Genomic DNA, 12,503 nt, shown 5'->3' with positions numbered 1-12,503 from the left:
AGACATTCCAAGCAACTGATCATAAAAGCCTTTTAGCCATGAGTCGCATAGACGAAAGTGGCACGATAACGAGGAGAAGACCATGGCTCTGATCGCGCAAGCCAGCGACGCGCCAGCGTCGGTCATCCGCCTGCACGAGCGTGACGACGTCGTCATCGCCCGCCAGCCGCTACCGGCCGGCACCGAGGTGAGCCCGGGCGTGGTGCTGAGCACGGCCGTGCCCGCCGCGCACAAGATCGCCCTGCGTCCTATCGGCGTCGGCGAGACGATCCGCCGCTACGGCCAGATCATCGGCGTCGCCACTGCCGATATCGCCGCTGGCGACCACGTTCATGTGCACAATCTGAGCATCGGCCAACTCGAGGACGGGGGCGAAGGCGCAGCCAAGGACTACGCCATCGGCAGCGAAGTGGTGCCGGTGACACCGGTCGCCGAACCGGCGACCTTCATGGGCATTCCGCGCCCTGACGGGCGGGTGGCGACGCGCAATTACATCGGTATTCTGACCTCGGTCAACTGCTCGGCCACCGTCGCCCACGCGATCGCCGACCACTTCCGCCGTGACGTGCACCCGCAGGCGATGGCGCCCTACCCCAACGTAGACGGCGTGGTCGCGCTGACCCACGGGGTCGGCTGCGCGGTGGCCGCCGACGGCGAAGCGCTGGCCATGCTACAGCGCACCCTCGCCGGCTACGCTCGCCACGTCAATTTCGCCGCCGTGCTGGTGATCGGGCTCGGCTGCGAGACCAATCAGATCGAGGCGCTGATCGAATCCCAGGGGCTACAGCCGGGCCCACGCCTCTACCCCTACACCATCCAGCAGATCGGCGGCACCACACGCGCCATTGCCGAGGGCATCCGCCATATCGAGGGGCTGCTCGCCGAGGCCAACCGGGTCGAGCGCGTGCCCTGCAGCGCCGAGCATCTGCGGGTGGCACTGCAGTGCGGCGGCTCCGACGGCTACTCCGGCATCACCGCCAACCCGGCCCTGGGCGCGGCGGTGGATCGTCTGGTCGCCCACGGCGGCAGCGCGGTGCTCGCGGAGACCCCCGAGATCTACGGCGCCGAGCACCTGCTCACGCGGCGCGCGGTCAGCCCGGCGGTGGCCGACAAGCTGATCGCGCGGATTCACTGGTGGGAAGCCTACTGCCGCGTGCGCGGCGCTTCGCTGGACAACAACCCCTCCGCCGGCAACAAGGCGGGCGGGCTGACCACGATTCTCGAGAAGTCGCTGGGGGCGGTGGCCAAGGCCGGCACGGTACCGCTGGTCGAGGTGCTGGAGTACGCCGAGCCGATGCGCGAGCGCGGGCTGGCGTTCATGGACTCCCCCGGCTTCGATCCAGTCTCGGTGACCGGCCAGGTCGCCTCCGGCTGCAACCTGATCGCCTTCACCACGGGCCGCGGCAGCGCCTTCGGCTGCGCCCCGGTGCCGTCGTTGAAGCTGGCCACCAACAGCACCCTGTGGCAGCGCCAGCGTGACGACATGGACATCAACTGCGGCACCCTGGTGGATGGCGAGACGGATCTCGACACCCTCGGCGAAGAGATCTTCCGGCGGCTGCTCACCCTCGCCTCCGGCGAGCCCAGCCAGAGCGAGCACCACGGCTACGGGCAGCAGGAGTTCGTGCCGTGGCAGATCGGCGTCATTACCTAAGAGCCCATTTCCAAACCCTCTGACGATGGGCGCCGGAGGCAGGGCCAAGCGAGGGTCCTTTGCCAGGGATGGCAAAGGTAGCGCCCAGGGAAGGGTTCACAGCGCCCTCGCGACGCCCTGCCGCCGGATGAGCCCATGTCGTCTGGCGGTTGTGAAAGGCGCTCTAAGAGCGTGCTTACAAAACGCCTGCGCTCGACGAATTTGTAAACACCCTCTCAGCTTCGATCACTGCCTACGCGTGACTCAGGCGCCGCCGATGGCGACCGCCTGACCGCTGCGAGCGCTCTCTACCCCGGCCTCGAGCAGGCGCATCACCTCGAGCGCCGCTTCCGCCGTCACCGGCAGCGGCGCGCGGCCGAGAATGGCGTCACGCACGCCGGTGTAGTAGGCGAGATAGTCCCCCGGCAGCGTCGGCACTTCGTGCAGCTCCGGCTGCCCGCCCTCGCGCACCTGGCCGATGGTGAGCATGCCGTGGCGCCAATCCTCGCCCCAGTGGGGCGTGGGCAGACGGTCGCCGCGCTTGAGCATATCCTCCTGCGGATCGAGACCATGCTTGATATAGCTGGCACGGCTGCCGTGCACGGTGAAACGTGCCCCGGCAGCGGCCACCAGTGCCCCGGCATGCAGCACCACGCGGCGCTGGTCGTAGCGCAGCACGGCGTGAAAGTAATCGTCGACCTGAGCGCCATCACGCTGCTCGGCGAGATCCAGCCAGATCGACTGCGGCCGGCCGAACAGCACCAGCGCCTGATCCAGCAGGTGCGAACCGAGATCGAACCACAACCCGGTTCCGGGCCCCGGCGCCTCGCGCCAGCGCGTGGGAATCTCCGGACGGTAGCGGTCGAAGTGCGACTCGAAGTGCACCACCCGACCCAGCGCCTGGCTGTCGATCAGGTTGCGCACAGTAAGAAAGTCGCCATCCCAGCGGCGGTTGTGAAACACCGAAAGCAACCGCTTGGCCTCGATCGCCTGCAGGCAGAGCTTCTCCGCCTCCGACACGTTGACCGTGAACGGCTTGTCGACCACCACGTGCTTGCCGGCGGCGAGCGCCTGGCTGACCAGCGGATAGTGGGTGGCATTGGGCGTGGGAATCACCACCAGATCGATGTCGTCCCGGGCGTAAAGCGCCTCGGGTGACGCTTCCACCGGCACATCGGGCCAGTCGGCTCGGACCTTGGCGCTGTCGCGACTGGCGATGGCGACCAGCGACAGCCCCTCCTGGGCGGCGATCAGCGGCGCATGGAACCGCTTGCTGGCCATCCCGTAGCCGACCAGCCCTACACGTATGGTTCCCTTCATGCAGCGTTCCTTGACGATGGATTCACGAGCCTGGAAGCGCCCGCGCTGGGCGGGCATCCATGGACCCGAAAACGGCTAGGATAGCGCAACTTGGCGCAGCGCGGTCGGTTGATCGCCACCGCTGGCCCGTGGCTTGGGCTGCCAGGCCGCCGGCAGCCGCCGCTCCAGCCATCCGCGCAGCGGCTTGACCACGTAGCGCTGCATGATCAGCGCCAGCACCACGATCAGCGTCAGATGAATCGCCATTGTCCACAGCGGGATGGCGAACTTCAGCGCCGCGTTGCTGCTCGCCGCGACCCAGCCCTCGTGCCAGCGCAGCAGCAGCCAGCGGGTGGCGCGGGCAAACGGGCCGATCAGCGGCGTGTGCAGAGCGAAAATGCACAGCGCCGCTTCGCCCAGGTGTTGTAGCCGAGCACGATTCGCCGCGCTGGCAGGCGAGGCGAAGGCGGTAGCACTCAGCAGCACCAGCGCCTGGAACGGCAGCAGCAGGCCGTTATGGGTCAGATAGTAGAGATGCAGGCCATCGAGCTTGAGCAGCCATACGCCCACCGGCACCCCGCACAGCCCCAACGCCAGCAGCGGATAGCGGAAACGGCGCAGCAGCTCGGCCAGCCCCTGCGTCTGCAGGGCGCGGTAGAGCAGGATGCCAGTCAGGAACTCCGGCAGTCGGAACAGCGGGTTGCGGTGCAGCATGCCGACGGTGACATAGTCGAAGGCACCGCTCAGGGTCGCTACCAGCGGACCCGCCGCATACAGGCCCCACACCACCAGCAGCGCCAGGCCCCAGCGCTGCAGGCGCATCAACCGCGGTGCCAACAGCGGAAAGCAGGCGTAGAAGAAGAGCAGTGCGGAGATCGACCAAGAGGCGCCGTTGAGCCATAGAAAACGCGGTTCCCAGGCTTGCAGCAGCGTCAGTTGGAGCGCGATGTGGCCGAGCGCGCTGGGCCAGGAGATGCGCCCGGCGAAGGCCGCCCGGGCCTCATCGCTGAGCGGTAGATAAGGGTGAGAATTGAAGTAGACATGCACGCCCTCCGGCCGGATCGGGTACTGGAACAACAGCAACCCCAGCGCCAGCAGCATGGTGATGACGTGGATCGGATAGAGGTTGCACAGCCGCCGCGCCACGAACGCGGGGCCCCCCATCTTCATCCCCCCGGTGTCATCCAGCGCGACATGGGCGAGCAGAAAGCCCGAGAGCATGAAAAAGGTGCTGGTGGCGAAAAAGCCCATACCGATAAAACTGCGCAGCAGGTCCGGCATGTCGCTGTAGATGCCGCCGAAATGGTAGGCGACCATCCACAGCGCCATGAGAAAACGCAACCACTCGAGACCGTGGTAGCGGCGCTTCTTGGGTGCATGCATGAATTCCTCCTCCCCCAGTGACCGGGTAGCAGGCCGATGAATGTCCCCTTCCTCGGAAAGGGAGCGAAATGCGACACGATGGTCCAAGCGAGCGCCGGAGATGATCGGGTTGAGGTCGGAGTCAGCGATGAACGGACGAGTCTCTCAAGGACTCTTGCCGGAGGCGTCGGTCGGCGTGCGTGCACGGCGGCACGGATTGTGCCCCAGCGAACGCTCAAAGTGTAATCAAACTGCAAATGAACGCGTATATAGCGACCGGGAATCACCGGGTTTTACACAAAGCCAAACGCCTTGTCGTCGATCAGAGACAAGCGCCTGCGCTTTCACCGATCGCCGAGCCCCGCTATCTTGAAATGCTATTTTGAGGTGCGATCCAGCGTCGGCCGCCGCGCCGCCGCCTCATCGTCGATAAGCCGACCGTTCAAGGAGTCAACATGAGCCAACCCCCTGTCGCTTTCATCACCGGCGCCACCTCCGGTTTCGGCCGCGCCTGCGCCGCGCGCTTCGCCGAGGCCGGCTGGGCACTGGTGCTCACCGGCCGTCGCCGCGAGCGGCTCGAAGAGGTGGAGCAGCAACTGGCCGCCAAGGTGCCGGTACATATCGCCACCCTCGACGTACGCGAGCGCGACGCCGTCGCCCAGGTCGTCGACGACCTGCCCGAGGCGTTCAAGGCGGTCAAGGTCCTGGTCAACAACGCCGGCCTGGCGCTGGGTGCCGGCCCCGCCCAGGAAGCCGACCTGGATGACTGGCAGACGGTCATCGACACCAACATCACCGGCCTGGTCAATGTCACGCGCACGCTGTTGCCGACGCTGATCGAAGTCGGCCGCGGTGCCGCGATCATCAATATCAGCTCCACCGCCGCCCTGTGGCCCTACCCCGGCAGCCACGTCTATGGGGCTTCCAAGGCCTTCGTCAATCAGTTCTCCTACAATCTGCGCTGCGATCTCAAGGGCACCGGCGTGCGTGTCACCGACGTCGCCCCGGGCATGGCCGAGACCGAATTCACCCTGGTGCGCATGAAGGGCGACCAGAACGCCCACGACAAGCTCTATGGCGGGGTCGAGCCGATCCAGCCGGAGGATGTGGCCGAACAGGTCTTCCACGCCGCGACCCTGCCGGCGCATCTCAACATCAACCGCCTCGAACTGATGCCGGTGTGCCAGTCCTGGGGCGGGCTAACCATCGACCGCGACTGAGGAACCACTGCATAAATGCCTGCACGAGCGAATGGCTACGTTGCGCGGTACTCGCAAGCTCGCCTAACTCCATGTTATGTCTCGCATGACGCGTTGCCTTCGGCAACTTGCCCTGACGGGCCGCCCTGTGGGCGTTCTCTACGCGTTGCTTCGAGTCTGCGTTCCGTGCGCCTTGCCCTTCATCTCGTTCGGCGATTTATTCAGCGCTTCCCTGACGCGGAGTTAGACCCTCACGCCGTCCATTCGCTTAGCCCTTTCGCTTCACCATCCTCGCTTCACCATCCTCGCGCCGCCCGCTGGCAACACCGCAGGGCGGCGCAGCCTCGTCGTAACTCGGCCTCGGCCGAGAAACACTGAGGCAGACCGTCATTGACGCCACCCCGGCGGCGACTCACCATCTGACTCTGACGACATTTCTCTCTCTGCGACCCGGTTACACCATGTCCACGCTCGACCAACGCGACACGCTGACGCTGCCTTCAGGCCACGACAAGCTGCTGCTCCACTCCTGCTGCGCGCCCTGCTCCGGCGAGGTGATGGAGGCGCTACAGGTCTCCGGCATCGACTATGCGATCTTCTTCTACAACCCCAATATTCACCCCAAGAAGGAGTATCTGCTGCGCAAGGAGGAGAACATCCGCTTTGCCGAGGAGAACGGCATCGCCTTCATCGATGCCGACTACGACACCGACAACTGGTTCGCCCGCGCCAAGGGCATGGAGTACGAACCGGAGCGCGGCATTCGCTGCACCATGTGCTTCGACATGCGCTTCGAGCGCACCGCGCTCTACGCCCATGAGCATGGCTATTCGCTCATCTCCAGCTCCCTGGGCATCTCGCGCTGGAAGAACATGGCGCAGATCAACGACTGCGGCCATCGCGCCGTCGCCCCCTACGCGGGCATGGCCTACTGGGACTACAACTGGCGCAAGAAAGGTGGCTCGCAGCGCATGATCGAGATCAGCAAGCGCGAGCGCTTCTATCAGCAGGAGTACTGCGGCTGCGTCTATTCGCTGCGCGACACCAACCTGCATCGCAAGGCCCAGGGCCGCGAGTTGATCCAGCTCGGCGTGCAGTACTATGGAGATGATGACTAAAAACGGGGGGGGGGGTGATTAAAAACGGGGGGTGATGAGTCAGAAACGCGGGACGCGGCTCATCGATCTACGAAAAGCGGCGGCGCCAAGGCGCCGCCGCACACCTGCCAAGAGACCGGCGTTCGGGTCAGCAGTTGCCCTTCTTGGCCTGACCCGGCGGGCAGAAATTGCCGTTACCGTGGCCATGATCGCCATCGCCGATGATCACTGCCGGTTCCGGCTCGATTCGCGCCGGGTGATAGCTGCACGCGCTCAGCAGCGCCATGGCCAGCATGGCCCAGACGACCTGGGTGGCGTAGCGATAGCGGCGAGAGGGATTGGTCATGGTGGTTCCTCGAGTTTCACGGTCATTCAAAGTCTAGCAGCCCGGGCGCTTGTCAGCGCCCGAACACCACCTTGGCGACATCCTGATAGACCTTGGCGAAATGCACCGTCATGCCGGCCTTGAGGTAGTCGGGTAGCTCGTCGTAATCGCGCTGGTTAGCGTCAGGCAGGATCAACTCGAAGATCTCACTACGCCGGGCGGCGATCACCTTCTCGCGGATACCGCCCACCGGCAGCACCTGGCCGGTCAGGGTCAGCTCGCCGGTCATCGCCAGCGGCCGGTCGATGCTCTGATTCTTCGCCAGCGACATCAGTGCCGTGGTCATGGTCACGCCGGCCGAGGGGCCATCCTTGGGCGTAGCGCCCTCGGGCACATGGACATGGATGAAGGCCTCGTTGAAGAAGTCGGCATCGGCGCCGTACTCGCCCAGATGACCCAGGGTGTAGCTGTAGGCGATATTGGCCGACTCCTGCATCACCTCACCGAGCTTGCCGGTGAGCTTGAAGCCGCGCGTCAGCGCATGCACCTTGGTCGCCTCGATCGGCAGCGTGGCGCCGCCCATGGCGGTCCACGCCAGGCCGGTGACCACGCCCACGCCCTTGAGCACCTTCTCCTTGCGGAATAGCGGTGCGCCAAGGAACTCCTCGAGGTTGTTGACCGAGACCTTGACCGTCTCCTGATCCTGCTCCAGCAGCTTGACCGCGGCCTTGCGCACGATGCGGTGGAGCTGCTTCTCGAGCTGGCGCACGCCCGCCTCGCGGGCGTAGCCTTCGATCACCTGCTTGAGTGCGGCGTCGGTCAGGTTGATGCGCTTCTTGGGAATGCGATCGCGCTTCAACAGTTTCGGCCATAGATGGTGCTTGGCGATCGCCACCTTCTCCTCGGCGATATAGCCGGAGAGGCGGATCTGCTCCATACGGTCGAGCAGCGGCCCGGGAATGGTATCGAGCTGGTTGGCGGTACACACGAATAGCACCTTGGAGAGGTCCAGGCGCACGTCGAGATAGTGATCGAGAAAGTCGACGTTCTGCTCCGGGTCGAGCACCTCCAGTAGCGCCGACGCCGGGTCGCCCTGGAACGACTGCCCCATCTTGTCGATCTCGTCGAGCATGATCACCGGGTTCTCGACCTCGACCTCCTTGAGCGCCTGGGCCAGCTTGCCCGGCATGGCGCCGATGTAGGTCCGTCGGTGCCCTTTGATCTCCGCCTCGTCACGCATGCCGCCAACCGAGAAGCGGTAGAACTCGCGCCCCAGGGCGTCGGCGATGGAGCGCCCGACCGAGGTCTTGCCGACCCCCGGCGGGCCCACCAGCAGCACGATCGAGCCGCCTACGTCGCCCTTGAACGAGCCCTCGGCGAGAAACTCGATGATGCGTTCCTTGACGTCGGCCAAGCCATCGTGGTCGCGGTCGAGCACCTCACGGGCGCGCTTGAGGTCGAGCTGATCCTCGGAGGTAATACCCCACGGCAGCGAGGTGAGCCAGTCGAGATAGTTGCGCGTGGTGCCGTACTCCGGCGAGCCGGTCTCGAGCATCGAGAGCTTGTCGAGCTCGTCGTCGATACGCGTCTGCACGCGCTCCGGTACCTGCAGGTTCTCCAGGCGCCCACGGAAGGTATCGACGTCGCTCTCGCGATCGTCCTTGGAGATGCCCAGCTCTTTCTGGATCACCTTGAGCTGCTCGCGCAGGAAGAACTCGCGCTGGCGCTCCTGCATCTGCGAGTTGACCTGCTCGCTGATCTGATTCTGCAGCTGGGCGACCTCGATCTCCTTGCGCAGCAGCGGCAGCACCCGCTGCATGCGATCCATGATCGGCAGCGTCTCCAGCACCTGCTGCAGCTCGCGCCCCTTGGCCGAGGTGATCGCCGCGGCGAAGTCGGTCAGCGGGCCCGGCTCGTGGGGACTGAAGCGGTTGAGATAGCTCTTCAGCTCCTCGCCGTAGAGCGGGTTGATCGGCAGCAGCTCCTTGATACCGTTGATCAGCGACATGGCGTAGGCGCGCGCCTCTTCCGCCTCGGCATCCACCGGCTCACGGGGATAGGAGACCTCGACCAGATACGGCGGCGTCTTGGAGAGCCAGCGATGGATGCGGAAACGCCGCATGCCCTGGGCGATGAACTGGATCTGATGCTCTTCGCTCTGGGTACGGTGCACCTTCACTGCGGTACCGATCTCGGGGAAGCTACCGGGGCTCAGCTCCTCCATGCTGACATCGCCGATGAAGGCAACACCGACCATGTGATGCGGGGTGTTGGCGACCCGCTGCATGGTCTCTTCCCAGCGCTGGCGCTGGATGATCAGCGGCTGCACCTGGGCCGGGAAGAACGGACGGTTGTGAATCGGCAGCAGGTAGATGCGCTCCGGCAGATAGTCGCCGGACGGCACCACGGCACCGCTGGCCGACTGCCCCTGCTTCGGCGTCTCCTCGCCCTGGGCCGCGTCGCCGCCCACGTCGATATGGCTATCGGCGTTCCAATCGTGTTCGCTCATCGTTGATCCTGTATCCGTCCATGGCCGAAGCGGCCCGATATCTGTGGGATGTGGGCAGGGGTGCGTAAGTTCAAGTGAACCCGCGACCGGCCAGTACCAATACAGGATAGGAGAGCGCCGCCAGCGCGGTGCCATAGCCGGCGAAAACAGGAAGGCCGAGCGGGATGCTCGGCCTTCGCAGGAGTATCGACACCGCGCCCCGGGCAGGGGCGCCTGGCGCTCAGGGCTGAGCGGGGGCAGCACCCGGCACCAGCGGTACCTGCTGGTCATTGAGGGTCATCACGCCATCGTCGAGCGCGATGCGCAGCGGGCCACCGCTCATCGGCAGTCCCAGCGACATCAGCAGGATCGGCGGCGCTCCCTTGAGTTCGAAATGACCGTCGAGACGCTTTAGCACCTCGCGATCGAGCGTCTCGGCGTCCATCGTGTCGAGATTCCAGTCAGCCATTCCGTCGCCGTCGAACTTGAGTTCGCCACTGCCCTGCATGTCGACACCCATCAGCGGGCTCTTCAGCGCCAGCTTGTCCACGGCCCAGCGCGGCGAGCCGGCGAAGATCGCCGCCAGCTGCGGCTTGAGCGGTGCCAGCGCCTGCGCCATCGCATCCTGATCGTCGGAAGCCGCGGCCGCCTGGATCTCGCTGGTGTGCGCTTCGAGCGCCGCCGCCAGGGCGCGATAGGCATCGCCATCGACATGATCCAGGGTCATTGCCAGCTCGCCACTGCCGAGCTGCTGATCGTCCATGGTGGTGTCGCCGAGCCGAGTCTCGAGATGCATGCGCATCTCCTTGGCATCGAGCTTGGCGTCGAGGGCGTAGCGCGAGTCGTGCGACACCAGCTTGGCGCCATCCGGCGAAACCACGGTGATGGTGGGCAGGGTGAGCGCGAGCGACTGGTCGAAGGCCTGACGGTCGCCCTGGAAAGCGCCCTCGATGGCCACGTTCTCCAGCAGCATGTTGGCGTCGGCGTCCTGCAGCTGCAGTCGCGGCGCCTGGCCATCGAGGGTGACCCGATCCGCGTGCTGGGTGAGGTTCAGCGTCAGACCCGAGAAGTCGACCTGCATCGGTCGCGCCGGGCGGAACTCGCCGCCGACTTCACCCGCTGGTACGGTCCACTGCTGGGAGAAACCGGGCAGCGCGATCGTGGCCTCCATGCGCTGCTCGCGGGTCAGGAAGCGCCCGTTCCAGGTCAGCGGCCCGTCGCTCTGGAGCAGATCGCCGAACAGGGTCTGGTCGTCGCCGATGCGCACCTGCCCCTCGCCGGAGAAGCTGGTCTCGAACAGGCCATGGTCGGCCTCGTAGGGCGCCTCGATCACCACCGGCTCGATCTCGTCATCGAGGTAGCGCGCCTCCAAACGGCCGCTGGAGTGGAACCAGCCGCTGTCGACGTCGGTGCGTTCGACCTGCCACTGAGGGCTGGCATCCAAGCGTGCCACGAGCTGCGACATCTCCTGCTCGAAGCGATGGCTGGAGTAGGCCTGGGCGCCGAGATAGCCCCCGCCCACGACGATCACGATAGCGGCACCCGCGCCGATCCACTTGCGCATTCCGCGCTCCTTGTCAGAGTTGATTGAGGGGTCGCTGTAGATAGTGATTCGGCGACGTCTTCTCAGGTGATGTACGCAACCCGGGACGCCGCTCGTTCAGTGCAGCCAGAACCACAGATGCATCACGCTCCAGGCATAGACCGCGGCCAGGATGTCGTCGAACATGATGCCGATCCCCCCGGCCACGCGGCGGTCGACCCAGCGGATCGGCCACGGCTTGATGATGTCGAACACCCGAAACACCACGAAGCCCCACAGCGCCGACTCCCACGAGAACGGCACCGCGGCCATGGTCAGCCAGTAGCCGACGAACTCGTCCCATACGATGCCGGAGTGGTCGTGCACGCCGAGATCCCGCGAGGTCTTGCCGCACAGCCAGATGCCGAGCAGCGTGGCGATGCCCATCACGCCTAGATAGAGTCCCAGCGGCAAACCCGAGAGCAGCCAGTAGAACGGGATCGCCGCCAGGGTGCCGAAGGTGCCGGGGGCAAAGGGCACGGCGCCGCTGCCGAGCCCGAAGGCCAGAAAGTGGGTGGGGCGACGCCAGACGCTCTTGGGGGCCCGGTTCATGCGCGTCTCTCCGCGAAATGATCCCAGCCGTCGAGCCCGGCGAACGCCTCGGGCAACCCACCGATGCCCTCGCCGGCGACGATGCGACCGATCGGCGTGAGTGGCAGATGCAACGCCGCCAGCTGCTGCTGTGCACGTTCGAGCTGAGCCGGGGGCAGCGTCACCAGCAGCTCATAGTCGTCGCCACCGGCGAGCACGCGGCGCTGGACCTGATCGGCGTCGAGGGTGGCGCGCAGCGGTGTTGCCAGCGGTAGTGCCGCCAGATCGAGCTGCGCGCCGACGTTTGAAGCGCGCAGTAGATGGCCGAGATCCGCCAGCAACCCGTCGGAGACGTCGATGGCCGCGCTGGCCAGCCCGCGCAGGCCCTCGCCGGCCGCCAGCCGCGGCTGCGGGCGCAGATAGGCATCTAGCAGCGGATGTGCCAGATCGCGCTCCCCCTGCTGCCATCGGGCCAGCCCCTCGGCGGCGCGGCCCGGATAGCCGGTCACCGCGATCCAGTCGCCAACCCGCGCACCCGCACGCGTCAGCGCGCTGCCGGCGGGCAGCTCGCCGTGTACGGTCACGCCGAGACTCAGATTGCCGCGGGTCACGTCACCGCCGATCAGCGCGCAGCCGCAGCGCTCGGCGAGGGCATGAAAGCCCTCACCCAGTGCTGCAAGCCAGTCGGGATCGGTCTCCGGCAGGGTCAGCGCCAGGGTGCACCAGCGCGCCCGCGCGCCCATCGCCGCGAGGTCGCTAAGCGCCACCGCCAGCGCGCGATGGCCGATCGCCGCTGGCGGCGCATCAGCAGGAAAATGCACGTCCACCACCGAGGTGTCGACGCTGATCGCCAGCTGGTGGCCGGGGGTGGGGGCGATCACCGCGCAGTCGTCGCCGTTGTCGACGACGATATCCGCCCGCCCGCTGGCGGGGCGCGCCAGGTAGCGGGAGATCAGCGCGAATTCGCTCAACGCAGCGCTGCTCATG

The 12,503-nt window shown here is 66.0% G+C and carries 10 protein-coding genes; 3 read left to right on the top strand and 7 right to left on the bottom strand.

The window, feature by feature from the left end; all coding sequences use genetic code 11:
* The first annotated feature begins 82 nt into the window (after positions 1-82).
* Complete coding sequence (locus J0A90_RS09325) at positions 83-1,654, top strand: UxaA family hydrolase (protein WP_207035183.1); 1,572 nt, start codon at positions 83-85, stop codon at positions 1,652-1,654.
* A gap of 243 nt (positions 1,655-1,897) precedes the next feature.
* On the opposite strand, the gene J0A90_RS09320 is transcribed toward J0A90_RS09325, so the two are convergent.
* Together J0A90_RS09320 and J0A90_RS09315 are read right to left on the bottom strand one after the other, a co-directional pair.
* Complete coding sequence (locus J0A90_RS09320; RefSeq protein WP_207035186.1) at positions 1,898-2,953, bottom strand: oxidoreductase; 1,056 nt, start codon at positions 2,951-2,953, stop codon at positions 1,898-1,900.
* A 75-nt stretch (positions 2,954-3,028) separates the two neighbouring features.
* Positions 3,029-4,315 (bottom strand): acyltransferase, encoded by a 1,287-nt coding sequence (locus J0A90_RS09315; protein WP_207035188.1) that lies wholly within the window; start codon positions 4,313-4,315, stop codon positions 3,029-3,031.
* A 434-nt stretch (positions 4,316-4,749) separates the two neighbouring features.
* Here J0A90_RS09315 and J0A90_RS09310 point away from each other — a divergent pair, with 434 nt between their 5' ends.
* A complete protein-coding gene (locus tag J0A90_RS09310) occupies positions 4,750-5,514 on the top strand; it encodes an SDR family NAD(P)-dependent oxidoreductase (protein ID WP_207035190.1) in 765 nt (254 codons plus the stop codon).
* Positions 5,515-5,954: 440 nt separating this feature from the next.
* Positions 5,955-6,611 (top strand): epoxyqueuosine reductase QueH, encoded by a 657-nt coding sequence (locus J0A90_RS09305; protein ID WP_207035192.1) that lies wholly within the window; start codon positions 5,955-5,957, stop codon positions 6,609-6,611.
* 127 nt (positions 6,612-6,738) lie between these two features.
* Here J0A90_RS09305 and J0A90_RS09300 read toward each other — a convergent pair whose 3' ends face one another.
* The 5 genes from J0A90_RS09300 to thiL form a co-directional block, all read right to left on the bottom strand.
* Positions 6,739-6,936: a hypothetical protein gene (locus J0A90_RS09300; RefSeq protein ID WP_207035194.1), complete on the bottom strand. Its 198-nt coding sequence runs from the start codon at positions 6,934-6,936 to the stop codon at positions 6,739-6,741.
* 52 nt (positions 6,937-6,988) lie between these two features.
* Positions 6,989-9,424, bottom strand: coding sequence for an endopeptidase La (gene lon, locus J0A90_RS09295; protein WP_207035196.1), 2,436 nt, complete (start codon positions 9,422-9,424; stop codon positions 6,989-6,991).
* A 220-nt stretch (positions 9,425-9,644) separates the two neighbouring features.
* Positions 9,645-10,967, bottom strand: coding sequence for a DUF945 family protein (locus J0A90_RS09290; RefSeq protein ID WP_207035198.1), 1,323 nt, complete (start codon positions 10,965-10,967; stop codon positions 9,645-9,647).
* A 96-nt stretch (positions 10,968-11,063) separates the two neighbouring features.
* A complete protein-coding gene (locus J0A90_RS09285; protein WP_035475196.1) occupies positions 11,064-11,537 on the bottom strand; it encodes a phosphatidylglycerophosphatase A in 474 nt (157 codons plus the stop codon).
* Positions 11,534-12,502, bottom strand: a complete 969-nt coding sequence (gene thiL, locus J0A90_RS09280) for a thiamine-phosphate kinase (RefSeq protein WP_207035200.1) — start codon at positions 12,500-12,502, stop codon at positions 11,534-11,536. Before thiL ends, J0A90_RS09285 begins: the two co-directional genes overlap by 4 nt.
* Between the last annotated feature and the right edge of the window lies 1 nt (position 12,503).

It is taken from the genome of Salinicola sp. DM10 (assembly GCF_017306975.2).
Classification (GTDB): Bacteria; Pseudomonadota; Gammaproteobacteria; order Pseudomonadales; family Halomonadaceae; genus Salinicola.
Note: the sequence above shows the minus strand (reverse complement) of the source record. Positions and strands in the feature narration are given on the sequence as shown.

What these genes read in the sequence shown, in the direction of transcription:
- J0A90_RS09325 (WP_207035183.1), top strand. Translation starts at nt 83, where the DNA reads ATGGCTCTGATCGCGCAAGCCAGCGACGCGCCAGCGTCGGTCATCCGC.
- J0A90_RS09320 (WP_207035186.1), bottom strand. Translation starts at nt 2,953, where the DNA reads ATGAAGGGAACCATACGTGTAGGGCTGGTCGGCTACGGGATGGCCAGC.
- J0A90_RS09315 (WP_207035188.1), bottom strand. Translation starts at nt 4,315, where the DNA reads ATGCATGCACCCAAGAAGCGCCGCTACCACGGTCTCGAGTGGTTGCGT.
- J0A90_RS09310 (WP_207035190.1), top strand. Translation starts at nt 4,750, where the DNA reads ATGAGCCAACCCCCTGTCGCTTTCATCACCGGCGCCACCTCCGGTTTC.
- J0A90_RS09305 (WP_207035192.1), top strand. Translation starts at nt 5,955, where the DNA reads ATGTCCACGCTCGACCAACGCGACACGCTGACGCTGCCTTCAGGCCAC.
- J0A90_RS09300 (WP_207035194.1), bottom strand. Translation starts at nt 6,936, where the DNA reads ATGACCAATCCCTCTCGCCGCTATCGCTACGCCACCCAGGTCGTCTGG.
- lon (WP_207035196.1), bottom strand. Translation starts at nt 9,424, where the DNA reads ATGAGCGAACACGATTGGAACGCCGATAGCCATATCGACGTGGGCGGC.
- J0A90_RS09290 (WP_207035198.1), bottom strand. Translation starts at nt 10,967, where the DNA reads ATGCGCAAGTGGATCGGCGCGGGTGCCGCTATCGTGATCGTCGTGGGC.
- J0A90_RS09285 (WP_035475196.1), bottom strand. Translation starts at nt 11,537, where the DNA reads ATGAACCGGGCCCCCAAGAGCGTCTGGCGTCGCCCCACCCACTTTCTG.
- thiL (WP_207035200.1), bottom strand. Translation starts at nt 12,502, where the DNA reads ATGAGCAGCGCTGCGTTGAGCGAATTCGCGCTGATCTCCCGCTACCTG.